Annotated in this window: 25 protein-coding genes; 11 read left to right on the plus strand and 14 right to left on the minus strand. The window is 46.9% G+C overall.

What is annotated here, in order from left to right:
- The first annotated feature begins 4 nt into the window (after window positions 1-4).
- The 6 genes from DHX103_RS09740 to DHX103_RS09765 all read left to right on the plus strand — a co-directional run bounded on the left by DHX103_RS09740 (window position 5) and on the right by DHX103_RS09765 (window position 7,512).
- A complete protein-coding gene (locus DHX103_RS09740; protein ID WP_422122100.1) occupies window positions 5-1,519 on the plus strand; it encodes an SPFH domain-containing protein in 1,515 nt (504 codons plus the stop codon).
- 236 nt (window positions 1,520-1,755) lie between these two features.
- A complete protein-coding gene (locus DHX103_RS09745; RefSeq protein WP_422122101.1) occupies window positions 1,756-3,246 on the plus strand; it encodes a UDP-N-acetylmuramoyl-L-alanyl-D-glutamate--2,6-diaminopimelate ligase in 1,491 nt (496 codons plus the stop codon).
- A gap of 193 nt (window positions 3,247-3,439) precedes the next feature.
- A complete protein-coding gene (gene fumC, locus DHX103_RS09750; RefSeq protein WP_422122102.1) occupies window positions 3,440-4,822 on the plus strand; it encodes a class II fumarate hydratase in 1,383 nt (460 codons plus the stop codon).
- A gap of 143 nt (window positions 4,823-4,965) precedes the next feature.
- Complete coding sequence (locus tag DHX103_RS09755; RefSeq protein ID WP_422122103.1) at window positions 4,966-5,619, plus strand: diphthine--ammonia ligase; 654 nt, start codon at window positions 4,966-4,968, stop codon at window positions 5,617-5,619.
- A 14-nt stretch (window positions 5,620-5,633) separates the two neighbouring features.
- Complete coding sequence (locus tag DHX103_RS09760; RefSeq protein ID WP_422122104.1) at window positions 5,634-6,629, plus strand: GNAT family N-acetyltransferase; 996 nt, start codon at window positions 5,634-5,636, stop codon at window positions 6,627-6,629.
- Between the two features lie 112 nt (window positions 6,630-6,741).
- Window positions 6,742-7,512, plus strand: coding sequence for a SurA N-terminal domain-containing protein (locus DHX103_RS09765; RefSeq protein WP_422122105.1), 771 nt, complete (start codon window positions 6,742-6,744; stop codon window positions 7,510-7,512).
- Window positions 7,513-7,709: 197 nt separating this feature from the next.
- Here DHX103_RS09765 and DHX103_RS09770 read toward each other — a convergent pair whose 3' ends face one another.
- The 5 genes from DHX103_RS09770 to DHX103_RS09790 all read right to left on the minus strand — a co-directional run bounded on the left by DHX103_RS09770 (window position 7,710) and on the right by DHX103_RS09790 (window position 12,118).
- The gene (locus DHX103_RS09770; protein WP_422122106.1) at window positions 7,710-8,459 is read right to left on the minus strand and encodes an amino acid ABC transporter ATP-binding protein; all 750 of its coding nucleotides are present in this window, start codon (window positions 8,457-8,459) and stop codon (window positions 7,710-7,712) included.
- Between the two features lie 30 nt (window positions 8,460-8,489).
- On the minus strand, window positions 8,490-9,194 hold the full coding sequence (locus DHX103_RS09775; RefSeq protein WP_422122107.1) for an amino acid ABC transporter permease: 705 nt from the start codon (window positions 9,192-9,194) through the stop codon (window positions 8,490-8,492).
- Window positions 9,181-10,011: an amino acid ABC transporter substrate-binding protein gene (locus DHX103_RS09780; protein ID WP_422122108.1), complete on the minus strand. Its 831-nt coding sequence runs from the start codon at window positions 10,009-10,011 to the stop codon at window positions 9,181-9,183. Before DHX103_RS09780 ends, DHX103_RS09775 begins: the two co-directional genes overlap by 14 nt.
- Window positions 10,012-10,165: 154 nt before the next feature.
- Window positions 10,166-10,987, minus strand: a complete 822-nt coding sequence (locus DHX103_RS09785; protein ID WP_422122109.1) for an STAS domain-containing protein — start codon at window positions 10,985-10,987, stop codon at window positions 10,166-10,168.
- An 84-nt stretch (window positions 10,988-11,071) separates the two neighbouring features.
- Window positions 11,072-12,118, minus strand: a complete 1,047-nt coding sequence (locus DHX103_RS09790; protein WP_422122110.1) for a glycosyltransferase — start codon at window positions 12,116-12,118, stop codon at window positions 11,072-11,074.
- Between the two features lie 228 nt (window positions 12,119-12,346).
- Here DHX103_RS09790 and DHX103_RS09795 point away from each other — a divergent pair, with 228 nt between their 5' ends.
- The gene (locus DHX103_RS09795) at window positions 12,347-13,045 is read left to right on the plus strand and encodes an ABC transporter ATP-binding protein (protein WP_422122111.1); all 699 of its coding nucleotides are present in this window, start codon (window positions 12,347-12,349) and stop codon (window positions 13,043-13,045) included.
- Window positions 13,035-14,333, plus strand: coding sequence for an ABC transporter permease (locus tag DHX103_RS09800; RefSeq protein WP_422122112.1), 1,299 nt, complete (start codon window positions 13,035-13,037; stop codon window positions 14,331-14,333). Before DHX103_RS09795 ends, DHX103_RS09800 begins: the two co-directional genes overlap by 11 nt.
- Window positions 14,334-14,378: 45 nt before the next feature.
- Here DHX103_RS09800 and DHX103_RS09805 read toward each other — a convergent pair whose 3' ends face one another.
- Both DHX103_RS09805 and DHX103_RS09810 read right to left on the minus strand, forming a co-directional pair.
- Window positions 14,379-14,954: a hypothetical protein gene (locus tag DHX103_RS09805; protein WP_422122113.1), complete on the minus strand. Its 576-nt coding sequence runs from the start codon at window positions 14,952-14,954 to the stop codon at window positions 14,379-14,381.
- A 57-nt stretch (window positions 14,955-15,011) separates the two neighbouring features.
- Entirely contained in the window at window positions 15,012-15,566 is a 555-nt protein-coding gene (locus tag DHX103_RS09810) for a M15 family metallopeptidase (protein WP_422122114.1), read from the minus strand.
- A gap of 103 nt (window positions 15,567-15,669) precedes the next feature.
- On the opposite strand from DHX103_RS09810, the gene nfsA reads away from it, so the two are divergent.
- Together nfsA and DHX103_RS09820 are read left to right on the plus strand one after the other, a co-directional pair.
- Complete coding sequence (gene nfsA, locus DHX103_RS09815; protein ID WP_422122115.1) at window positions 15,670-16,401, plus strand: oxygen-insensitive NADPH nitroreductase; 732 nt, start codon at window positions 15,670-15,672, stop codon at window positions 16,399-16,401.
- Between the two features lie 22 nt (window positions 16,402-16,423).
- On the plus strand, window positions 16,424-17,038 hold the full coding sequence (locus tag DHX103_RS09820; RefSeq protein ID WP_422122116.1) for an NAD(P)-dependent oxidoreductase: 615 nt from the start codon (window positions 16,424-16,426) through the stop codon (window positions 17,036-17,038).
- A 177-nt stretch (window positions 17,039-17,215) separates the two neighbouring features.
- On the opposite strand, the gene DHX103_RS09825 is transcribed toward DHX103_RS09820, so the two are convergent.
- From DHX103_RS09825 to DHX103_RS09845, 5 genes are read right to left on the minus strand one after another with little or no spacing between them, the layout of a single operon-like run.
- Window positions 17,216-18,160 (minus strand): ABC transporter permease, encoded by a 945-nt coding sequence (locus DHX103_RS09825; protein ID WP_422122117.1) that lies wholly within the window; start codon window positions 18,158-18,160, stop codon window positions 17,216-17,218.
- Window positions 18,138-19,061 (minus strand): ABC transporter ATP-binding protein, encoded by a 924-nt coding sequence (locus DHX103_RS09830; RefSeq protein WP_422122118.1) that lies wholly within the window; start codon window positions 19,059-19,061, stop codon window positions 18,138-18,140. Before DHX103_RS09830 ends, DHX103_RS09825 begins: the two co-directional genes overlap by 23 nt.
- On the minus strand, window positions 19,058-19,762 hold the full coding sequence (locus DHX103_RS09835) for an ATP-binding cassette domain-containing protein (protein ID WP_422122119.1): 705 nt from the start codon (window positions 19,760-19,762) through the stop codon (window positions 19,058-19,060). Before DHX103_RS09835 ends, DHX103_RS09830 begins: the two co-directional genes overlap by 4 nt.
- Window positions 19,759-20,118 carry a GntR family transcriptional regulator gene (locus DHX103_RS09840; protein ID WP_422122120.1) on the minus strand — a complete coding sequence of 120 codons (360 nt, stop codon included), beginning with the start codon at window positions 20,116-20,118 and terminating at the stop codon, window positions 19,759-19,761. The genes DHX103_RS09835 and DHX103_RS09840 overlap by 4 nt, the downstream gene beginning before the upstream one ends.
- Window position 20,119: 1 nt before the next feature.
- On the minus strand, window positions 20,120-20,884 hold the full coding sequence (locus DHX103_RS09845) for a hypothetical protein (RefSeq protein ID WP_422122121.1): 765 nt from the start codon (window positions 20,882-20,884) through the stop codon (window positions 20,120-20,122).
- 144 nt (window positions 20,885-21,028) lie between these two features.
- Here DHX103_RS09845 and DHX103_RS09850 point away from each other — a divergent pair, with 144 nt between their 5' ends.
- On the plus strand, window positions 21,029-21,451 hold the full coding sequence (locus DHX103_RS09850) for a hypothetical protein (protein ID WP_422122122.1): 423 nt from the start codon (window positions 21,029-21,031) through the stop codon (window positions 21,449-21,451).
- Between the two features lie 47 nt (window positions 21,452-21,498).
- Here DHX103_RS09850 and DHX103_RS09855 read toward each other — a convergent pair whose 3' ends face one another.
- Together DHX103_RS09855 and DHX103_RS09860 are read right to left on the minus strand one after the other, a co-directional pair.
- The gene (locus tag DHX103_RS09855) at window positions 21,499-21,753 is read right to left on the minus strand and encodes a hypothetical protein (protein WP_422122123.1); all 255 of its coding nucleotides are present in this window, start codon (window positions 21,751-21,753) and stop codon (window positions 21,499-21,501) included.
- Window positions 21,750-22,907: a class I SAM-dependent methyltransferase gene (locus tag DHX103_RS09860; protein WP_422122124.1), complete on the minus strand. Its 1,158-nt coding sequence runs from the start codon at window positions 22,905-22,907 to the stop codon at window positions 21,750-21,752. The genes DHX103_RS09855 and DHX103_RS09860 overlap by 4 nt, the downstream gene beginning before the upstream one ends.
- Window positions 22,908-22,974 lie beyond the last annotated feature (67 nt).

The following is a 22,974-nucleotide window of genomic DNA, read 5'->3' on the forward strand; positions in this document are numbered from 1 at the left end:
CGGAATGGAACTAGGAATCGTGATTGGTGTGGTCGCAGCCATTTTATTGGCGTTGATCGGTGTATATGTCACGAAATATAAGACGGTAGGGCCAGATGAGGCGTTAATCGTTACCGGAAGTTATTTGGGATCGAAAAATGTCCATACGGATGATTCGGGCAATCGCATCAAAATTATCAGAGGCGGAGGCACGTTCCTGTTGCCGGTATTTCAACAGGCCGCACCGCTTAGCCTCTTGTCCAGCAAATTAGAGGTCACAACGCCGGAAGTCTATACAGAGCAAGGTGTGCCGGTCATGGCGGACGGAACAGCGATTATCAAAATCGGCGGTTCAATTTCTGAAATCGCAACAGCTGCCGAGCAATTCCTCGGCAAGTCGAAAGAAGACCGCGAAAACGAAGCGAAAGAAGTTTTGGAAGGGCATCTCCGTTCCATTTTGGGTTCAATGACGGTCGAGGAAATTTACAAAAACCGTGATAAATTCTCGCAGGAAGTTCAACGCGTCGCATCGCATGATCTGGCGAAAATGGGATTGATCATCGTTTCATTCACCATTAAAGATGTACGGGATAAAAACGGCTATCTTGATTCCCTGGGTAAAGCACGGATCGCACAAGTGAAAAGAGATGCGGATATTTCAACAGCGCAATCCGAAATGGAGACGCGCATCAAACGGGCTGAAGCCGGCAAAGAAGCACAGCGGGCAGAAATTCAGCGCGCCACTGAAATCGCGGAAGCGGAAAAAGACAACCAGTTGAAAGTTGCTGAATACCGCCGCGAGCAGGACAGTGCGAAAGCACGCGCCGATCAGGCTTACGAATTGGAGACAGCGCGCTCGAAGCAGGAAGTTGTAGAGCAGGAAATGCAGATTCAAATTATTGAACGACAGAAACAGATTGAACTTGAGGAAAAAGAGATTCAGCGCCGTGAGCGTCAATATGATTCTGAAGTGAAGAAAAAAGCGGATGCTGACCGATATTCGGTGGAACAAGCGGCAGAAGCTGAGAAATCGAAACAGCTGGCAGATGCTGATGGCCAGAAATACCGCGTTGAAGCAATGGCGAAAGCCGATGCCGAGAAAGTTCGGCTGGATGGTATGGCGAGAGCCGATTCGCAGCGCGCGCAAGGTGAGTCCGAAGCGGATGTCATCCGCTTGAAAGGTCTTGCTGAAGCGGAAGCCAAACGCAAAATTGCCGAAGCTTTTGAAATGTACGGCCAGGCGGCAACGCTGGATATGATTGTTAAAATGCTGCCGGAGTATGCGAAACAGATTGCGAGTCCATTAGCGAATATCGATAAGATTACAGTGGTAGACACAGGCGGCGGCGAAGGTGGCGGTGCCAATAAAGTGACGTCCTACGCGACGAACCTGATGTCTTCCCTGCAGGAAACCCTGAAGGAATCTTCGGGCATCGACGTTCGTGAAATGTTGGAAAACATGAGCGGCAAATCCGATTATGCCAGTACGATTGAGAAACTTCGCTATGAATTGGCGGAAAAGGAAACGCCAGTAAAGTAAGTTGCAGAATAAAATACTAAAAATCGGTCCGGAAGCAAAGCTTCCGGACCGATTTTTAGGTTTCACAAAGCCCGGCGGGGGGAAAACATAGGCGAATAGTATGAAATTATTTGTATAGCCTTTTTGAGGCTCTTAAATCATTTTACTGAGGCTTAAGGAATGATAGAATAGTAATAAGAATTTTTGAGAAATGGTAAATTCAGGTTATAAAGAAAATGTTATGTAAGGAGTGCCCAATGAAAATTAAATTTAAAGAAATCCCCCAACTTTCACTGCTTTCCTTGAGCGGACCTGAAGCCCAGGAAATAAGTTCAATTGTTTATAACTCAGTGGAGACACAAGAAGGCTCCGCTTTCTTTTGTGTGACCGGAGAAAATACTGACGGACATTTATATATTGATGAAGCGGTAGAAAAGGGCGCCCGCGCAATCATCGGAACAAATAAAGCCATTTTGGCGCAATATCATGACTTGTATCCCGAGCTGACATGGGTGCTGGTAGAAAATTCAAAAGTCGCTATGGCATATATATCGATTTATTTTTATGGAAATCCTCAGGAACAGCTTATCAATGTGGGAGTCACCGGCACAAATGGCAAAACGACCACTGCAACTTATGTTTACAACCTGTTTAACCTGCTGGATTTATCATGTGGTTTCTTGGGAACGACTGGTATCTGGTCTTCGAAAGGCAAGCTTTCCTATAAAAAGAGCACACCGACCACACCCATCTCCTCAGACATACATAATATCTTTTCGCAGCTGGCAGCCCAGGGTGACCGGGCTGCTGCAATGGAAGTTTCTTCGATTGCATTGGATCAGAAACGAGTGGAAGGGATTGTATTTGATGTAGCGATCCATACCAATATTTCAGAGGAGCATATGGAATATCATAAAACTTTCACCCATTACCTGCAGTCGAAATTGGAATTATTTCGGCAGGCCAAAGCCGCTGTCGTCAATCTGGATGATGCCGGCATGTCGAAGGATATTTTGGAGATCGTCGACTACCCGTTCCTGACGTATAGTGCGGATTCAAACTCCGGAGCCGACCTGATTTGGGAAGACTGCGAAACGACAGCAAATGGCTTGGCGTTTAACCTTCTTTATAACGGAGAAAGCCGGCGTGTTGAAGTTCCTTTATACGGTGAATATAATGCAGGAAACTTAACCGCGGCGATTGCAGCGGCTTTATTGGCCGGGAAATCCATCGACGACATTGTGCTCGTCCTGCCCATTATGCCGCAAGTTGAAGGGCGCTTTCAGGTGCTTTCCGGACCACAGGGCCGAAAGATTATCCTCGATTATGCGCATACCCCTGTCGCCATTGATCTGGTTTTAAAGGAAATAAAGAAATTGCCGCACCGACGCCTTATTGCTCTTATTGCGGGAATTGGCATCCGTGACTTTTCGAAGATGCCAAAAATGGCCAAAGCTTCGGAAGGAAAAGCGGATACGATCATCGTGACAGTGGACCATCCTGGTTATAACGATCCCAACGATGTTGTGGATGCGGTGGTCAAAGGCTTTACAGTGCCGTATAAGCAGGAAGTTGTGAAAGTTCCCTCAAGAAGGGAAGCCGTAATCGAAGCTTTGAAGGCGAGCGGACCGGATGACATCATCCTTTTGTCCAGCGGCTGCATCAACGGTTCACAGATTGTAAAAGGGGAGTACATTCCCCATTCGGATGAAGCGATCATCGAGGAATACTTTTTACAGGAGAATTAGTGGATTTGAGCTTTCTTTAAAAATGAAATTTGCTTATAAACGATATTCCCTTAGCACCGAAGCGTTATATTTATGGTAATTCTTTAGTTCAACTAATATAGCGGCTTTTCCTCTGGAAAAGTCGCTTTTTTGCGTTTTCTTGTGTTTAAATAGAAGAGAAGGTTTCATAGACATAAGAATTGGAGTGAATGGAATGCAATATCGTACAGAGAAAGACACGATTGGTGAAATTCAGGTTGAAGCTGACAAAATGTGGGGAGCTCAGACACAGCGCAGTGTCCAGAACTTTGCAATCGGTACCGAGCGCATGCCGCACGAAGTGGTAATGGCGTTTGCCCAATTGAAAAAAGCGACAGCAAAAGCAAACCATAAACTTGGGAAATTATCAGAAGTGAAAATGAAAGCTGTTGAAGCGGCTGCGAATGAAGTGATCCAAGGAAAATGGAACGATCATTTCCCATTGGTTGTCTGGCAGACAGGAAGCGGCACGCAGTCGAACATGAACATGAACGAAGTTCTGGCACGACGCGGCAATGAAATTTTGGCTGAGCAGAATTCCGATGAAAAATTGCACCCGAATGACGACGTCAACATGTCTCAAAGCTCAAACGATACCTATCCAACGGCTATGCATGTTGCCGGCGTTTTGGCGGTAACGGAAACATTGGTACCGGCAGTTCAGAAATTGAAAGCCACTTTGGCTGAGAAATCGGAGAAATTCGATGACATCATTAAAATTGGCCGCACACACTTGCAGGATGCAACGCCATTGACACTCGGCCAGGAAATCAGCGGCTGGAAGCATATGCTCGAGAAAAGTGAACGCATGATCAGTGAAAGCGTCCATTATATGCGCGAATTGGCAATCGGAGGCACGGCAGTCGGTACCGGCATTAACGCAGATCCGAAATTCGGTGGCTATGTGGCGGAATTCATCGCTGAAGCTGTTGGTTCAGAATTCACTTCAGCTGAAAATAAATTCCATGCATTGACCAGCCATGACGAAATGGTCTATGCACACGGTGCCATCAAAGCGCTGGCGGCAGACGCGATGAAAATTGCCAATGATGTTCGCTGGCTTGCAAGCGGACCGCGCAGCGGGATCGGTGAAATCACGATTCCTGCAAACGAGCCGGGAAGCTCGATCATGCCTGGTAAAGTAAACCCGACACAAAGTGAAGCTTTGACGATGGTGGCGGCACAGGTGATGGGCAATGACGCAACAATTGGTTTCTCTGCCAGCCAGGGGAACTTCGAATTGAACGTGTTCAAGCCGGTTATCGCTTATAACTTCCTGCAATCGGTACGCTTGTTGGCAGACAGCCTGGTGAGCTTCAACGATCACTGTGCAGTCGGCATTGAAGCGAATCTGGATGTTATCCAGAACCACGTGAACAACTCATTGATGCTTGTCACTTCATTGAACCCGCATATCGGTTACGAAAAAGCGGCGGCAATTGCGAAACAGGCACACAATGATGGTTCGACATTGAAAGAATCAGCTGTGAAGAGCGGCCATCTGACAGGGGATCAATTCGACGAATGGGTAAAACCTGAAAATATGGTTGGCAAATAAAATAGGAATCGAGCGGCCGGAGTTTGTTCCGGCCGTTTTTTTATGGCTGCGGCTGCCAGCAAAAAAGCCTAGCCGATGGAAAGGGTTTATTGAGCAATTGTCGAAGTCTTTAAACAGGAAACAATTAACGGAAGAGGTGCACTATGCAAAAAACATTTATGATGTCATGGAGCGGTGGCAAGGACTCCGCACTGGCATATTACCGGGCTGTATTGGAAGGGAATGTGCCAATCGCCTTATTTACCATGTTCGAGGAGGATGGCTCGAAATCGCGATCACACGGGCTGCCGATGGAAATTTTGGGAGCGCAGGCAGAACGTCTGGGGCTCCCGCTGGAAATCGGTAAAGCGGACTGGAGCGGTTATGAAAAAGAATTCATCCGTCATTTGAAGGATTTCAAAGAAAATGGCATCGATATGGGTGTTTACGGAGACATTGATTTGGAAGATCACCGCGCATGGGTTCACAAAGTCAGTGATGAAGCCGGCATGGAGGTCAGCCACCCTTTATGGGGGGAACCCCGCCGCAGGCTGTTGGAGGAATTGGTCGCGGAAGGGTTCAAAGCCGTTATCACGGTTGTGGATACGACCCGTATGCCGCCGGAATTTCTGGGCAGGGAGTTTACGCTGGAGCTGATCGAAGAATTGGAGGCGCTCGGTGTGGATGCTTGCGGGGAAGAAGGGGAATTTCATACGGTCATTATTGATGGCCCGATATTTGTCGAGCCGATTCCTGCGGTTTTTGGTGAAGTCATTGAGGCTGGGCAATACCGGATACTCGAAGTTAAACTTCAATAAGAGGAGTGAAAGCCATGATTCAATTTGTGGGTGTTGAGGAAATCCATATTCGCCAAATGTCCGCTTTATTGGCCAAAAGGCATGCGAAAGAAAGAAAAGCATTTCCTTTTTTACCAGCGGTATTCGAAGAAATAGATGAAGCCGAACAGGTGATAAGAAAACAGCTGAAAAAACCTTTTGTTAATGGAATCGCTGCAGTCAGAGGAATTGATGTCATCGGCTACCTCCTCTATGAATTTAAAGAAGATGCGGATCGGGGACGCTATATCCTGATGGACTATGAGTCCGTCGCAATAAGCGACAACGAGCATCCGACCCTATTACGGCTGCTCTACGCAGATGCAGGAGCGGAATGGGTCAAGCACGGCTATTTCAATCATGTGCTGATGGTGCCGGGCGGTGAGCAACTTCTCGTGGAACAATGGCTGGAGCAGGGGTTCAGCTACGAGCAAAAATATGCCGTGCTGAGTTTGAAGGATTTTGATGCCACCGACAGCGTTGAGCCGGGCAAATTGAAGATTCGAAAAGGCGACCAAAGGGATGCGCCGCTGCTGAGGAAAGTGGCTTTATGGAACAGCATTCACCAGGCGGCATCTCCTTCCTGGCACCCGATTACAAAAGAAACGATGGAAAACATCAAACGGAGTTATATGGATCTATCCCAGGACAAAGAGGCTTTTCTCTGGATTGCGGAACTCGGTGAACGCATCGCCGGATTTCATGTTTATTTCAGAAAAGAAAATAAGTTGAGTCTGTCAACGCCACTGAATTGCGCGGAACTTACAGCGGCTTCCACCAACCCTGATATGCGGGGCAAGGGGATTGGGCGGGTGCTTGCCTATCATTGCTTCACAGAAATGAAAGGAGAAGGATTTGATTATCTATATGCGGATTGGCACACGCCCAATCAGATCGCTTCTTATTTTTGGCCGCGCCTTGGTTTCGAACCATTCATGATCCGGATGTCGCGAAAAATCGATCCACGGATCGCGTGGGCACACGGCGATTAAATTGGAAAATACATTGTAAATTACCTTTCATAACCATAAGGGGCATAAGGGTTTTCGGTTTACATCCGACCTATATGTGATACACTTACGTCCATTATGATTGAAAGGGGAAATGAAATTGCCAAAGAAAATGTTATTAAGCCTATTAATCGGTGCCTCAGTTATAGTGACGGCGGCATGCAGTGATACAGATGAAAATGCAAACGAAGAAGGAACTCCAACGGAGGAGCAGGCACCTGAAGAAAATGGTGAAACTGCTGAACAACCGGAAATGCCGGAACCTGATTTGGAAGGCGTACCGGATCTTGTTGCTGAAGTGAACGGAGAAGAAATCAATAAAGAGGAATTTGAATCTGCTTACACAGCACAATTCCAGCAAATGGCTATGCAAGCTCAAATGTCCGGCCAGGAAGTTGACCAGACTCAATTGAAAGAGCAAATTGCTGAAAGCCTTGTAAGCCAGGAATTATTAGTGCAAGAAACAGCAAACCGCAATATCGAGGCGTCTGAAGAAGAAGTCAATGAAACTTTGACAGCTCTAGCAGAACAAAACGGCCTCGCAAGCTCTGAAGAGTTTTTGACAGCTCTTGAAGAACAGGGATTGTCTGAAGAAGAAGTGATGGGGCAAGTCGAGTCACAGGTGAAAGTGGAGAAACTGATCGCTGAGGAATCAGGAGAGTCTGAAGCTTCTGAAGAAGAACTACAGGAGTTTTATGATCAAATGAAAGCCCAGCAAGAAGAAGCGGGCGGCGAAGAATTGCCACCATTCGAAGACATAAAATCTGAGCTTGAAGCTCAACTTGTACAGCAGAAAGAGAACGAAGCCGTACAGGAATTAGTAGCAAAACTTCGTGAAGGTGCAGACGTAACAGTCCACATCTAATGACAAGCAAAGAACCAGGCTCCCATAACGGGTTCCTGGTTCTTTTTTTGTGTTGTTGATATTTAGTCGCTTTTCTATTGTCTAGACTCCAGCGGCCCAGCTCTTCGGGTCATAAGCCGGTCCAATTACGTGACAAAAACCGCCACTTCATTGTTCCGTCTTATGCCTTTCAGAGCTAAACGGGCGCTTTCGCTTTTCTATATCGTATCCGCCTTCTGAATAAGGCTCAAAAACTGCTGCGTCCGTTCTTCTTTCGGGTTTTCGAAAATTTCTTTCGGGGTGCCGCGTTCCACGATGCGACCGTCATCCATGAACAGCACTTCATCGGCGACGCCTTTTGCAAAACGCATTTCGTGTGTCACGACGACCATGGTCATGCCTTCAAGCGCCAAATCTTTCATTACTTGAAGAACTTCTCCGACGAGTTCGGGATCGAGTGCTGACGTCGGTTCATCAAAAAGCATCACTTTCGGTTCCAGTGCGAGGGCACGGGCGATGCCGACACGCTGTTGCTGGCCGCCGGAAAGCTGGAAGGGATATTCGTTCATCTTTTCCCCCAGTCCAACTTTAATCAATAGACTTTCCGCTTTTTTTCGGGCTTCTTCTTTGCTGATTTTCTGCACGGTCACAGGACCCTCCATGACATTTTCCAAAGCGGTCATATGGGGGAACAGGTTATAATGCTGAAAAACCATGGCAGATTGTTTCCTGAAATCCATGATTTTTTTTTTCGGCAATGGTTTGGAGAAATCCGCCACGTGGCCATCGATTGAAACGGTTCCAGCGGTGGGTGTTTCCAATATATTGAGGCAACGGAGAAATGTTGTCTTGCCTGAACCGGAAGGACCGATCACGACAACCGCCTGACCCTTCTCAACGTTCAGGTCAATGCCTTTCAACACTTCGAGGCTGCCAAAACTTTTGTGAAGATTATTGATGGCAATCATAGAATACTCCTGTCTGTAGTAAGAGTGAATTTAAGCTTTTGATACATAACGGTCAAAACGATGTTCCAATCGTCCCTGTACCAATGAAAGAAGGAAACAGAGGACCCAGTAGATCAAGCCGGCCTGAGCATACAGCAGCAGGAATTCGTAGTTGAAAGCCGCAATTTCCTGTGCTCTTCGGAACATCTCGGTAACCAGGATAAACGAAGCAAGAGACGTATCTTTTACCAGGCTGATGAATGTATTCGACAGCGGCGGAATGGATACGCGCGATGCCTGCGGCAGAATAATCCGTTTCAACGATTGGCTATACGACATGCCAATTGTGTTGGCCGCTTCCCATTGTCCTTTTGGAATCGACAGGATGGCCGCCCGGATCACTTCGGAAGCGTATGCGCCGACATTCAGTGAAAAGCCGAGAATGGCCGCGGTAAACGGTTCCAGCGTCACACCAACCGTCGGAAGTCCGTAAAACAGGATGGACAATTGAACGAGCAATGGGGTTCCTCGAATGATGGAAACATAGATGCGCGCGATGATCTGCAACGGTTTAATCGTAGAAACTCGGGCCAATGCTGTCAATGTAGCCAGCATAAGTCCGATCGTGAACGATATCAAAGTTAAAGGAATCGTGTATTGGATTGCTCCCTCCAACAAAGGAAGGAACGATGACTGGGCAATGTCCAGTAACCGTTCCAATCTTTCAGGGTTTGTGAAAATACTATTCAAGTACATTTTCGCCAAACCATTTCTGTGAAATTTCTTCGTAAGTGCCGTCTTCGATCATCTCGGCAAGCGCATTATTAACTTCGTCTACAATCGCTCCACTGTCTTTTCTGAATTGCAATCCGCTTTGTGAAGCTTCCTCTGATTCAGCGGCAATCTGGATAGGTGCATCCGGACGCTGCTTCAAGAAGTCCAATACAGAAATTTTATCGTTGACAGTTGCATCAACACGACCGGAAACCAATAACTCAACTGCCTGGTTAAATCCTTCGACTCCTGTAAGTTCAGCTCCGAACGATGTGGCTATGTCCGCGTAATTGCTGGTCAAAGACTGGGCAGAAGTTTTTCCTTCCAAATCTTCGAAAGATGTAATTTCAGTTTCATCTTCACTTGTAACCAATACGGCTGATGATGTGATATATGGATCTGAGAAATCATAGAGCTCCAAACGGTCTTCGCGAATACCGACCTGGTTGGCCACCATGTCGAATCTTCCAGAGTCGAGTCCTGCGAACATGCCGTCCCATTGTGTTTCAAGGAATTCTGCTTCTACGCCAAGGCGGTCCGCAACTTCGCGGGCAATTTCAACATCGAAACCTGTCAATTCGCCAGATTCATCGTGGAAAGTGAATGGAGGATAAGTTCCTTCCGTTCCAACAAGCAATGTTCCTTCGTCCTGCACTTTAGCCAAAAGATCTTCCGAAGAACCTGTTTCTGCCTGATCTTCGTCAGTTGCAGTGTCCGTGTTTTCAGTATCGTCTCCGCATGCAGCAAGCAATAAAATGGCTCCCAGCAGCATCAAAAGTAAAAAATGTGACTTCTTCATGGTGTATCTCCCCTAATTCTTATAGATTTTGTCGGCATTAAAAGTTTTGCTTTTTGAGTATAGCACCTTGCCCGTTCCTGCTCAATTAAAGTTTCTCAAAATCTATAAAAAAATAAAAAAAAGCTTCTCCGGAGGGGAGAAGCTTGCAGCTCATTTATTTTCCGATGGTCTCCAGTGCCTGTTTGACGGTGCTGAAGGAAAAGGCGGAAGACATTTTGATATTGCTGTTGATTGCCACCTGCACCAGTTCAGGGCGCATCCCCGTGGAGACGACCTGGATGCCCATGATCCGGAGCATATTCCCGATCTGGTGAAGTGATACGGCGACATGGCGGTTAATGGTCAGTACACCGGAGAAATCCACAATCACATAATCCACATTCATGGCAGCGATCTTCGGTACTGCCGTTTCCATGATGTAATTGGTTCTTTCTTCATCAATATAGCCAATCAAAGGAAGCACGACGACTTCATCACGTATGGGAACGATTGGTGCTGAAAGTGTCACAAGTTCCTTTTGCAACTCAGCTTTTGACTGGTCAGAAAGGTCTTCGAAAGCCAGCACGGTTTCATTTAGGCTGACATCAAGAACACGGTTAATTCCTTTGATAAGGTGGCCGGTATCCTTTGTTGACAGCTCGATATCTAGACTGATGCGGATCAATATCTCTGTGAAGATGTCGCGTGTCAACGGGTAGCGTACAATGATATCCGAAAGCTTGCCACCGCTGTTCACTTGCATTTGAGCATTGTTTTTACTCCACTCGATTAAATGCTCCGGTATAAAACTTTCGTTTTCATTTTTCAGCGATTCGCTAAAGAAACCCAAAAGTTTTACATACATGGCCAAAGCCATCTCTTTTTCCTCTTCTGATATCCCCGGTTTACTGCGGGCTATTACATATTCGACTACTTCCTTCGAAATGGAAGTTGCGTTTTCTGAGATATAAGAAGAAAACTGATCGACAGTTGACATTACGTTCACACCTTTATTTGAATTCGTATATCAAGTATAGCCTAATATTGGGAAAGATGCAGATTGATTTAGGGGATTCTGCAGTCATTCTTTGCGGAATACCCAGGCGCGCTGGGCCACAAACCCGATGATAAAGAGGATTGTGTCGACCAATACTTTTAAAATCACTTCTCCGCGTCCGAGCCATTCGGCATAAAGCAAATGGACGGAGCCGGCAGAAGCCAGCATGATGAAAGCGGCCAGTATATAATACCGGACCAGTGATTTGCGGGATCCTTGCTTAAAGACTTTATTGCGATTGATGTAATAATTAAATAATGAGGACAGGATACGGGCGGCAATCGTCGCGAAAATAATGAATAGAACGGGTGCCGGATCTCGCAGCAGCTGGATGAATAACCAATATAATCCGATATCCAGCACAAAAGATGCGCCTCCTGACAAACCGTATAAGATGAAAATCTTATATATATGGTATGAGTCCCTGAGAGGATTGAAATGCGATGATTTATTGTCCTCAATATAGATGGTTTCGATGGTGATTTCCGCAATTTCAATATTATTTTTTTTCAAAGCCGCGAGGACATTCATCTCGTATTCAAAGCGCTCGCCGATGACTTTCAGCAATTGCGGCAGGTATTTGACGGGAATGCCCCGCAATCCCGTTTGAGTGTCGGTCAGCACAGTGCCGGTAGAGAGGCGAAACAGCAATCGGGTGAAACGGTTGCCGAAGCGGCTTCTGAACGGGATGTGATTTTGGCTGAAATCCCTTGCCCCGAGCACCACTTTCTCGGGCGTTTTGAACATTTGCTCGGACAGTTTCAGCATATCCGTGACCAAATGCTGGCCATCCGCATCCGCTGTAATAACTGCTTCAAAGGACAGCTTATGCGTAAGTATGTATTCGAAGGCGGTTTTCAGCGCGCGGCCTTTTCCCTGGTTCACGTCATGGTTTAATAACGTCACTTCTTTATGGTATTCAAGGGAGGTGAAGATGGGGGCAAATTCCTTGCCGCTGCCATCATCAACAATGAATATTTTTTGGAAGCCTGCAGCGATGATCGTTTCGACCGTGGCCAGGCATTTGTGATCCGGTTTATATGCAGGGATAATAATGGCAAATTGCTTCACGAATGACCTTCTTTCCGGTTCTGCAGGAATCGCGTGGTGTCAGCGATAAAATTAGTCAGAACGCTGTGATGGGAAAATTAAGAATTTCTATAAATACTATCTTATTGTTAGAGATACCCCAGCGAAGGGCTCTTCACACAGCATCTTAAGAAAATCTTCAGAAACCTTCTCCATATTTATTAAGATTTTCCATTTATACTAAAGGTATAAGTGAAAGGGGAAGTTAGTATGATAAAAATTCGGGGTTTGCATCATCATTTTAAAATAGGGAAAAAAGGCGAGCAGCGCGAAGTGCCGGTTTTGAAAGGAGTCACACTTGAAGTCGGTAAAGGCGAGATTGTGGCGATTCTCGGCAAAAGCGGTTCAGGCAAATCGACGCTGCTTCATATCCTGGCGGGCTTCATGTTGCCGGAAGCGGGGTCGGTAATGGTCAACGGCAAGGAAACTTCGGTATTGAAAGAAGCGGAACAGGCGGATTTCCGGCTGGAAAACTTCGGCTTCATCTTTCAGAATTTCCAATTGATGCCGGGTCTCAGTGCCTTTGAAAACGTGGAGTTGCCGTTAAAGATCAAAGGAATGGATGATAAGGAACGCAAAATAAAAGTGGAAAAGCTGCTTGAGAAAGTCGGTCTGCAAGAAGTCTCCAGCCATTATCCGAACGAACTTTCCGGCGGCCAGCAGCAACGGGTCAGTATTGCAAGAGCGCTCATAACGGATGCGCCGATCATCCTGGCTGATGAGCCGACCGGCAGCTTGGATTCAGAGACGGAAAAAGAGATCCTATTGCTCATTCAATCGTTGAACAAAAAACTGGGCTTAACATTCGTCATCATCACGCATGACGAAGAAGTGGCTGCTGTGGCAGACCGCCAGTACCGGCTGCACGACGGTGAATTGGTGAAAGGGGAGCAGCGCCATGCAGTTTAAAGACCAGGTCGATTTCATCAAACAACATATGAAGCGCAATAAATTACGCGTTGCCACCACCATTTTGGCAGCTACGATGGGCTGTGCCTTTCTCATCGTGCTGGCCTCGATCGGCTTTGGATTGCACCAGACCATTACAGACGATGTACTGGATAATAATATGGTGACCCAAATTGAATTAGCCGGAAAGTCGGATGGCGAGACAGAAATAGCGCCGGCAGACCTTCCGGAAACAGAGCTTCAGGCGATCAGGGAAATGGATCACGTTTTGGCGGTAGTTGAGCGCACGCGGCCGGAAGCGGAAACGCGGATTATGATTGGGGAGCGGACCGCTTATTCAATGGCAGTGCTTTCGAGTATGGAAGAAGAGGAGAAAGCCGGTTTTTCACTGGCGGAAGGAAAAATGCCTGCGAAAAACAACGAAGTGGTGGTCGGCTACCACATGGCCGGTCAATTGCTGACGGAAGCGGAACAGGAAAAAGAAGCGAATGGCGAAGAAGTTAAAGGTTTTTCAGGCAGCCTGATCGGTCAGACGATTGAAATGCAGTTAACGCCTTTTAGAAATGAAGGGGAAGAAGCGAAAGAAAGCTCGTCATGGGAATTTGTGGTGACAGGCATCGCTAAAGAACCGGCGAAAGACTGGATGACAGACAATAGCATTTATGCAGACGCCTCCTGGGGACCGGTATTCAATGAGGAATTGGATTTGCAGCAAGGGTACAAGAATATCCTGGTGTATGCGGATGAATTACAGAATGTGGGCGGCATCACGAACGCTCTGAAAGAAGATGGCTATTACGTCTATTCCGTAACGGAAGAGTTAGGCTCGATGAATGTCTTTTTCAACGCATTAAAAGCGGGGCTGATTTTTGTAGGCACCATAGCGGTATTGATTGCTTCCATCGGTATTTTCAATACGATGACGATGGCGGTTACCGAACGTACACGTGAAATCGGCGTCATGAAGGCAATTGGGGCACAGCCCAAACTGATCCGCAAATTATTCCTGATGGAAAGCGCTGCAATTGGCATCATCGGGACAGTCCTGGCGGTCGCCATTTCTTACGGCATCAGCATTTTGGCGAACTGGCTGATCCCAATCATCATTTTAAGCTCCTTGGGTGAAGAAGATGCGGGCGGAATATCAATTGTCATTTCAACAATTCCCTGGCAATTGGTAGTGATTGCCTCTGTAATCAGTATCGGCGTGGCAATGGTATCAGGATGGCGTCCGGCACGAAAAGCGACGCAAATCGATGTGATTCAGGCGTTGCGCCAGGAAATGTAATAACAAAAGAAGAAGAGCACGTTCCCTGTGGGAGCGTGCTCTTCTCTATTCATCGATAACTTTGAAATCAACTTCGGCGTGGATTTCGTAAGCAGTTTGAGTGCCATCAGGAGTTTCAGTGAAAAAATCAGCATAGCCATTGACGATGTAATAGCCCTGAGGGAATCTATTGTCAATTACCTGTTTCATAAACTCGATATACTCTGCCGTCTCCTGATCGCTGTAGCCGCCGCTGCCGGTATAGGCTTCGCGGAGAGGCTCACCTTTCGTGAGGGTTGTCGTCAGCAATGGTTCAATCATCGGGTAATCCAATTGATAGCCGCGTGTCTTTTCTTCCATCGGGAAAAAGAAAGCGGAACCGGCGTGGAAAATGTCGATGCTGTCCTGGTCACCGACATACTCCAGTTCAGCGTATAACTCGATGGGTCCGCCGCTAGGATAGGCCTCCTGTTCCGAAACCAGTCGGTAGATGAAATCACCTTCAGTAGTAGATGCCTCGGTAGTTGAAACGGAATAATCATCAACGGATGCAGTTGCATCGGCAGGTGTTTCTTCGCCAGTGCCACATGCTGCAATCAGGAGTATAAGCAATAAAAAGGATAAACCAATAATTTTTTTCATGAATTTTCACCCCTCTTTATTGAAGAAGACGAGTGATACTCAAAAGAGTTACAGGTTTCAATCCAGTTTATCTTCCGGGCGCCAGCCTTTTCTCAGCTCGCGAATCGATAATCCGAATGTCATCTCGAGATGTGGATAATCCTTGAAACGATTCCAGTCACCGCCCCAGTCAAAACCTAGGCCCTTGCCGATTTCGGCAACTTCAAACCAGTCGGACCGGCCATTGCCGTTATCATCGCGCTCAATATCCCAAACGACCGATCCGTCGTCGAGCCGCAATGCGAAATCGATGGCCAGGCCATAATTATGGTACGATTCGCCGCCTTCGGCAAAAGTCACGATATTGCCAGCGGAACTGCGGCCTTGCTGGTGCAGGCGGGCCTGCTCATCAAACGAACGGAAGCCGTCTGTAATGATGATGTCAATATCGATTTCGGCCGCCGCATCCACCAGTTCCCGGCTCTTTTCCTCTACAATCGGGTGCAGTGAATCCGGCAATGGACGGGCTGCCAGTTCTTCACGGAATTCAATTTCACGCTGTATCCAAATGAACAATAAACTGCCAAGCACCAGCAGGAAAATTATTGTAAGAGCGGTTTTTGCCTGTTTCATTGTCGATCACCTCTATGGGTTTTATTTTATCAAAAATCGCCGCAACAGTATCCTCAGACGGAATTTGGTACGATAGAAGAAATAAGGTTGAGGAGGAATACATATGGTAATTGAGTTGATGAAATCCCACGCGTCGGTGCGTGATTATAAAGAAGAGCAATTGACAAGGGAAGAAGTGGAAGAGTTGGTCGGTGCGGCGCAATATGCGGCAACATCGCATTTTGTTCAGGCATATTCAATCGTCTGGGTAACGGATCCTGAGAAACGCCGGAAGCTTGGCGAATTGTCGAGCAACGCAAAGCAGATGGAAGGGGCCGGTGCAGTTTTCCTGATGTGTGCGGATTATAACCGGTTAAAGCACGCTGTGGCAATGAACGGCGAATCGATCGTATTTGACCAGGCGGAAAACCTGCTGGTAGCGGTAACGGATGTAGGCTTGCTGGCCCAGAATTTGGTACTTGCAGCAGAATCGAAAGGTTATGGCATTTGCTATATCGGCGGCGTCCGCAATAATATGGAGGAAATCAGCAAATTGGCGGGATTGCCTGAAGGTGTGTTTCCAGTCTACGGTTTGACGGTCGGTGTTCCAAATGAAAGCAATGGCGTGAAGCCCCGCCTTCCGGTGGAAGCGATCCTTCACGAAAATAATTATGATGAAGAGAAATACGAGAGCATTCTTCCGGCATATGACAAGACAATTCAGGAGTATTACGGAAGCCGTGGATCCAATCAAAAAACGGCTACGTGGTCACAGCAAATGACGAATTTCCTGAAAAAGCCGCATCGTCCGGATCTTAAAGAAGTCTTGGCAGCAAGAGGCTATAAATTCAAATAATTGTTTCAGGGAGGACGAAGCGATGAAATTGGCGATTTTTGGAGCAACCGGCAGAGTCGGCAGCGAAATTCTGAAGCGGGCGTTGGAAGAGAGCCACCAGGTGACGGCGCTGCAGCGTTCGCCGAAGCTGGATAAACACCCGAATCTGACAACAGTTTTCGGCAATGTCCGGCACAAAAAAGATGTAGAGCGCAGCATTGCAGGAGCGGACGCGGTAATCAGTGCACTCGGGACGGATAAAACGACGACGCTCACCGATGCTATGCCGTTCATCATCGAGTCGATGGAAGCTCATGGCATCAAAAGGATCATTACCATCGGGACAGCCGGCATACTGAACAGCCGACTCGAAGAAGGCAAGCTCCGTTACCAGGGCGGCGACTCGAACCGGAAAATGACTTTCGCAGCAGAACAACACGAAAAAGCCTATCGCATGCTGGAACAATCCAATCTGGAATGGACCGTCGTCTGTCCGACTTACTTGCCGGACGGTGAAGCAAGGGGCGGCTATCGCGTGGAAAAAGACTTTCTTCCTGAAGGCGGCAAGGAAATCACAGTCGGCGATACTGCCGAATTCGCTTACCGCCAACTGGAAGACACGGCCTATACCAGCAGCCGTGTGGGATTGGCATATTAATAACAGAATGGCCCGGAATTTCCGGGCTGTTTTTATTTATGCCCAACTTGGTCTGGAATACGCCCAACTTCCATAGAAATACGCCCAACTTCCAGAAGAATACGCCCAACTCGCCCCTGCGACGAAAAAAACCGCAAAAGCCAAGCAGGCTTTTGCGGTTTTTCCTATCCGATTTTATTACGCAGTAATATCGCGTTTGCCGAACGTGAGATAACTGATTGCCATGAAAATAACGAAATAGACAAGCAGCACAACTACGGACAGCGTCATCGTGATATCGCCAACCGGCATGAAGCCGGTATAATATTGCGTCAGATCCGTGTGGGTAAACAGGTAATACTTAACGATTTCATAATTCGCCAGCAGGAAGACCGCCTGTACGCCCGTGAACAGCAGGAAGATCGACAGCCCAATGGCAAGTGAGCTGGAGCGGAAAGCAGTGCCCAGCATAAAGGCGAAAGTGCCGATCATAAAGACGTTGACAAAGCTGAGTGCGGCCAATTGGAGACCTTCGAGCCAGAACGATCCTTCAACGACTTCTGAGCCGTTCCACGTCAGGAAAGTTCCGTCACTGACACCATAAAAAATGGCGCCTGCTAACGCGGTGACGATGAATAATACAATTGACAGCAGCAATGCATACAGCATCGTCGCTATAAATTTCGAGCTTAAGATTTTCCAGCGTTTGACGGGTCGCGTCAGCAGCATTTTGATGGTGCCCTGTGAAAACTCGGCAGCCACAATGCCGCCGGCAACGATAACAGTGAACAACGTGACAAGGGACATCATGACATACGAGTCAATGACGCTTTGCTGCATGCTGTTGTATTCAAAAGGAGCCACGTCGTTTTCAAGACGATGCTCGGCAATGGCCACTTCGCCTTCAAAATACTCACGCTGGGCATCACTCAATTCTGGATCCTGCAACATGCCCTGGTTATAAGTCAGTTCATTGGTTTCAACTTGCTGCCACGTTTCGGTGTTGTTCACGTTCATGGAATTATCGACCCATTTGGTAATGGCAGCAGATGCCAAAAGGATAATTGCCAGTAAAATGATCATAATCCAGGAAGACTTACGGCTCCATAATTTCATCCATTCATTTTGTATGAGCTTGAGCAATTTCTCCACCTCCAGTCATTTCTAGGAATTGATCTTCCAAAGTCGCTTGGAAAGGCTGTACCGCGAAAACGGAAACGTCCGCGTTCACCAGCAGTTTTACTGCACCGGGCACATGTTGCGGCTCGGTTTCCACCAACAGGCCACCGTCGTGCCTGGAAACCGGAAAGCCGATGCCGGATAATATTTCTTCCGCCGCAGTTACAGGCTCGACTTTGAAATAGAAACGGGATTGCTGAAGCTCAGTGACATTTTTAATATCAATCAATTCACCGTTTTGAATAATGGCAATCCGGTCGCATAATAATTCGATTTCCGATAACAGATGGCTGGACACAAAAACAGCAACGCCGTTCTCGCGGGCGATTTTTTGCAGGTAGAGGCGGAATTCGCGAATGCCTGCCGGGTCAAGTCCATTGGTCGGTTCGTCGAGAATAAGAAATTTCGGATTATGCAAAAGAGCTTGGGCCAGGCCGAGTCGCTGACGCATCCCCAGGGAATAGGATCCCACTTTTTCGTTGATGCGATTTTTCATGCCGACCTGCTGCACCACTTCATCAATCCGTTGCTTCGAAATGCCTTTATGCATTCTTGAAAAATGCAATAAATTTTTATAGCCCGACATATATTTGTACATTTCCGGGTTCTCAACAATTACACCGACTTTCTCGATGCTTTCTTCAAAATTGTCATTGACCGACTGGCCATCAATCAATACATCACCTTCAGTCGGCTTCATCAATCCGACCATCATCCGGATTGTCGTAGTCTTGCCGGCTCCATTTGGTCCGAGAAAACCGGTAATCTGACCTTTGTACAAATCGAGATTCAAATTCTTGATGATTTCCTTTTTGCCGATTGTCTTTGATAAATTTTTTATCTGCACCAATGCCCGTTCATTCATCCTGTTGCACCTGCTTTCGTCTCTTTTGTCATCCATTCCACCATATCCATGCCCGTTTCGCCGCGAATTTCATCCAATTGCCTGTGCGCCAACACCTTGCCGTTTTTCAATAGAACCAGTTCATCGAGCAAAATTTCCACTTCCCGGATTTCATGTGTCGACAGGATCAAAGTTTGGCGCTCCAGGTCCGTGAACTGGATCAGCCCTTTGACCAAATCGCTGCGCACCATGGGATCGAGTCCGGAAAATGGCTCATCCATTAAATAATAACGGCTTTCACGCCCTAAAGTTACAGCCATTTTTGCGCGTCCGCGCATCCCTTTGGAAAGGTTTTTCATCTTTGAAGAGAGCGGAACTTCCAGGAAATCCAACACCTCTTTCGCTTTTATTTCATTGAAATCGGCAAACTGACTCCTGTAATAGGCGAATAATTGCTCAACGGTGAAATAAGGGTAAAACATATCAGCGTCCGGAAGGTAAGCGATCTCGTCCGCGTGTTTCCGGGAAACAGGAGTGCCGTCGATCTCTATGGATCCGCTGTCAATCTTGCTGACTCCGGCGATGGATTTCAGCAACGTCGACTTGCCGCTGCCATTTTCCCCGGCAATCCCGATGATTTTTCCCATGTCGAGTGTTAAATTAACCCCTTGCAACGCTCCAGTGGAGCCGTATGCTTTTTTTACCTGTTTCAATTCGATCATTGTATTTCCCTCCTGACCAGTTCCACGATTTCATCCTTCGAAAACCCATAAGCTTCCACATTGGCGATAAACGATTTCACCAAATCCTCTTTTTTGCTGTCGCGCAGCCTATTCAAACGTGCTTCGTTTTCGGTTATGAATGAACCCTGGCCACGCCTGGTTTCGGTAAGTTCCATCGCTTCCATCTCCTTGTAAACCCGTTGCACTGTATTGGCATTGACTCCGACTTCAATGGCGTATTCCCGGACAGAAGGCAGCTTGTCACCCGGTTTTCTGCGTCCCCGAATAATGTCTCCTGACAGGAGGTCGATCAGCTGCTGATAAATCGGCTTATCCTTGTCAAAATCAAGCCCCATATTAAGCCCTCACTTTCTTCTCAAACCAATAAGCGGACAGTAAATATAAGAAAACGAGTAACAGCGCTGTGACCAGCAGCTGTCCAACTTGAAGTGTCGCCCGATTTTCGAACGAGATCATCAACCCGTGGGCAATATTCGTTAAAAATTCGGTTTGATCCAATCGCATGACCCAAAAATCAGTAACTGCAGTATACAGTTGGGTCGCCATGACCCGGTCCCACATTTCCATCCCAAAAATAAACAATCCGAACGTAACGATATAAGCAAAGCCGCCGATTTTCGGTTTCATTGTGTAAAACAGGGTCAAGTAAAAATAATAAATGATGGCGACCAGTACAGAGAAGAACAAGATTCCCGCTGCGAATGCGGCGACGAAAGGAAGAAAGTTGCTCATTTCAATCAAATCGGGTGCAAAAAGCATAAATACGAATGTCAGGGCGCTGACCCATATCAGCGACAGGGCAGTGGCAAATAGTACGATCCCGAATTTGCTGGCGTTGATTTTATGTATCGAAGCACTGGAATGGAAAAATATGTCCGGGTGATCCATCTCTTTCGTAAAGAGGATCGAAAGCAGAACAATCGGCACCAGTATGTGCATTATCATAACTGTCGCGCAATAAACCAGCAGCCCCAGGGAGGACTCAAAAGGGAACAGCATCGCTAAACCAAGCGGGATAATAACATCCAGCAATAAAGCCAATAATACATAGCCCTTTATAATCGTCCAATCTTTCATTAGCAATCCGCGAAACTGACTCATCATTCCATCTCCTTGTCGTACTGTATTAACTAAATAGTACACTGGTGCAAAGCCGAATGCAATAGAAATTTCCAGTCCAATGTCTAATACAGTAGAAAAGAGGGAAGGGATGGAGTATACAGTTTTAATCGGGGAGGAATTACAATGAGAGAATTGCAGGATAAAGAGCAGATATTAATCGCTTATTACGCCCAATATTTTAAAGGAGCCACTCTGGAAGATATCAAAGGGCTGGAGCAGCGGCTTTCCGAAGGTGTGGGTGAAGAACGATACCGTACCGCTGTGAAGGAACTGGAAGAAGAAGGGTTGGTTTTTGGTGTCGAAAAAGCGGAAACGCGCCTTAAAGAAGATGGGGTCGACAGTCCGATGGCTACCAATAAGGGCATGCTTTACGTCAACAGCGCCTTAAACCTGCAGTCCGAAGCTGTGGAAGATCATCAATTGGATTATCTGGAAAACAATTTGAAAAGCAGCGGCCTCGAATTTACGCTGAAACCGGTCGAGGATTATGTAATGGAAGTAATTCAGGAACAGGCAAACAAAAAACCGAACGAAAACTCACCATAAACAGCAAAAGAAGCATCCTCCGGGAAATCGGAGGATGCTTCTTTATGTCATAATTCGAGCACAAAAAATGCAATGAAAATCGTCAATACGACGATGGTGTTGATGATTCTGCCGGTTTTTTTGCTGACGTTGTCATCGAGTGCCGGAAAACGCTCGATAAACTTCATCCCGCCGACAATCAATCCGACCAGGACGAGCAGATTGATGATGATATGCATATCGTAGACGTGTACATCAATATAGCGTACCAGGATGACGGAAAACGCCAGGATGATGCCGTTCACAATGTGGATTTTTTTCATAATAGCTCCTTCAATTCGTTTTCAAGAAATGGTTTGGCCGACAGCATCTCCGTAAACTGGCGATAGCGGTCCAATTGTCCGGCGTCCGGTTTCCGTCCGGTTTTATAGGCGCGGATCAAAATGTTCTTCGGTGTATGCTCCATATCGATAAATTCCATCAATTGCGTTTCGTAGCCGACAAGCGACAGCAATTCAGCGCGGATGGAATCCGTCGCCAGCGCACTGAAACGTTCTTTGATCAATCCGTGCTGCAGCATAATGCCAAGTTCCGGTGATTGGATTTGGTGATTCAGTTCGCTTTGGCAGCACGGGACGCTCAATATGACTTTCGCGTTCCATTTGACTGCACGGGACAACGCCATATCGGTCGCCACGTCGCAGGCATGCAAGGTAACCACCATGTCGACTGCCGATTCCTCGTTATAATCATTGATATCCCCCACCAGAAACTCCAATTGGTCATAGCCCAGATCTTCCGAAATTGTGCGGCATTCTTCAATGACTTCTTTCTTCAGATCAAGTCCCGTCACTCGAAGGTCGAGCCCTTTTTCCACACGCAGGTAATGATACAGCGCGAACGTCAGATACGATTTGCCGGAACCAAAATCGAGGATGCGGACAGTCCGGTCTTTGGGCAGATGAACCAGTGCGTCATCAATGAATTCGATAAAGCGGTTGATCTGGCGAAATTTATCGTATTTTTGTTTTTTAACACTGCCATCCGCATTCTGTACGCCGAGGCGCACGAGAAAAGGGTAGGGAATGCCGTCTTCCAGCAAATATTGTTTTTTCCGGTTATGCGACAGCTCAACTTGCTTTTTTTCGGTCTCTTCTGTTTTCCAGCTCACTTTAAATTTCTTGGAAAGCTGAATCTGAACTTTTTCTTCAGTGAACTGAAAAAGTCCCTGGCGAAACTCCGCGAATAAAGTCTCAAGTTCCGCACCGGCTTCTTCCGCAGTTAAATTTTTATGTTTCAGCACATGTTCATGCTGGTACTCGAATTGGATCCAATAACTGTTTTTGATTTCGACAGGTTTTATTTTGACGCGTTTCAAATCGCTCGATTTCTGCCGCGGCTGGCTGATGGTGGCAGAAACAAGCTGCTGTCCAGCGAACTGGTCTGCAATTTTCGTATGCATTTCGTGTAATTCCATGGTAGTTCCTTTCCTGATTCATGATAAAACAAGTTTATCATGGAACCCGGCAAATGAGACAGTAACT

Source organism: Planococcus daihaiensis, assembly GCF_049262615.1.
In the GTDB taxonomy this organism is placed as follows: Bacteria; Bacillota; Bacilli; order Bacillales_A; family Planococcaceae; genus Planococcus.

Excerpts from the sequence above, each read along its gene's own strand:
- DHX103_RS09740 (WP_422122100.1), top strand. The coding sequence starts at position 5 with ATGGAACTAGGAATCGTGATTGGTGTGGTCGCAGCCATTTTATTGGCG.
- DHX103_RS09745 (WP_422122101.1), top strand. The coding sequence starts at position 1,756 with ATGAAAATTAAATTTAAAGAAATCCCCCAACTTTCACTGCTTTCCTTG.
- fumC (WP_422122102.1), top strand. The coding sequence starts at position 3,440 with ATGCAATATCGTACAGAGAAAGACACGATTGGTGAAATTCAGGTTGAA.
- DHX103_RS09755 (WP_422122103.1), top strand. The coding sequence starts at position 4,966 with ATGCAAAAAACATTTATGATGTCATGGAGCGGTGGCAAGGACTCCGCA.
- DHX103_RS09760 (WP_422122104.1), top strand. The coding sequence starts at position 5,634 with ATGATTCAATTTGTGGGTGTTGAGGAAATCCATATTCGCCAAATGTCC.
- DHX103_RS09765 (WP_422122105.1), top strand. The coding sequence starts at position 6,742 with ATGAAATTGCCAAAGAAAATGTTATTAAGCCTATTAATCGGTGCCTCA.
- DHX103_RS09770 (WP_422122106.1), bottom strand. The coding sequence starts at position 8,459 with ATGATTGCCATCAATAATCTTCACAAAAGTTTTGGCAGCCTCGAAGTG.
- DHX103_RS09775 (WP_422122107.1), bottom strand. The coding sequence starts at position 9,194 with ATGTACTTGAATAGTATTTTCACAAACCCTGAAAGATTGGAACGGTTA.
- DHX103_RS09780 (WP_422122108.1), bottom strand. The coding sequence starts at position 10,011 with ATGAAGAAGTCACATTTTTTACTTTTGATGCTGCTGGGAGCCATTTTA.
- DHX103_RS09785 (WP_422122109.1), bottom strand. The coding sequence starts at position 10,987 with ATGTCAACTGTCGATCAGTTTTCTTCTTATATCTCAGAAAACGCAACT.
- DHX103_RS09795 (WP_422122111.1), top strand. The coding sequence starts at position 12,347 with ATGATAAAAATTCGGGGTTTGCATCATCATTTTAAAATAGGGAAAAAA.
- DHX103_RS09800 (WP_422122112.1), top strand. The coding sequence starts at position 13,035 with ATGCAGTTTAAAGACCAGGTCGATTTCATCAAACAACATATGAAGCGC.
- DHX103_RS09805 (WP_422122113.1), bottom strand. The coding sequence starts at position 14,954 with ATGAAAAAAATTATTGGTTTATCCTTTTTATTGCTTATACTCCTGATT.
- DHX103_RS09810 (WP_422122114.1), bottom strand. The coding sequence starts at position 15,566 with ATGAAACAGGCAAAAACCGCTCTTACAATAATTTTCCTGCTGGTGCTT.
- nfsA (WP_422122115.1), top strand. The coding sequence starts at position 15,670 with ATGGTAATTGAGTTGATGAAATCCCACGCGTCGGTGCGTGATTATAAA.
- DHX103_RS09820 (WP_422122116.1), top strand. The coding sequence starts at position 16,424 with ATGAAATTGGCGATTTTTGGAGCAACCGGCAGAGTCGGCAGCGAAATT.
- DHX103_RS09830 (WP_422122118.1), bottom strand. The coding sequence starts at position 19,061 with ATGAATGAACGGGCATTGGTGCAGATAAAAAATTTATCAAAGACAATC.
- DHX103_RS09835 (WP_422122119.1), bottom strand. The coding sequence starts at position 19,762 with ATGATCGAATTGAAACAGGTAAAAAAAGCATACGGCTCCACTGGAGCG.
- DHX103_RS09840 (WP_422122120.1), bottom strand. The coding sequence starts at position 20,118 with ATGGGGCTTGATTTTGACAAGGATAAGCCGATTTATCAGCAGCTGATC.
- DHX103_RS09845 (WP_422122121.1), bottom strand. The coding sequence starts at position 20,884 with ATGAGTCAGTTTCGCGGATTGCTAATGAAAGATTGGACGATTATAAAG.
- DHX103_RS09850 (WP_422122122.1), top strand. The coding sequence starts at position 21,029 with ATGAGAGAATTGCAGGATAAAGAGCAGATATTAATCGCTTATTACGCC.
- DHX103_RS09855 (WP_422122123.1), bottom strand. The coding sequence starts at position 21,753 with ATGAAAAAAATCCACATTGTGAACGGCATCATCCTGGCGTTTTCCGTC.
- DHX103_RS09860 (WP_422122124.1), bottom strand. The coding sequence starts at position 22,907 with ATGGAATTACACGAAATGCATACGAAAATTGCAGACCAGTTCGCTGGA.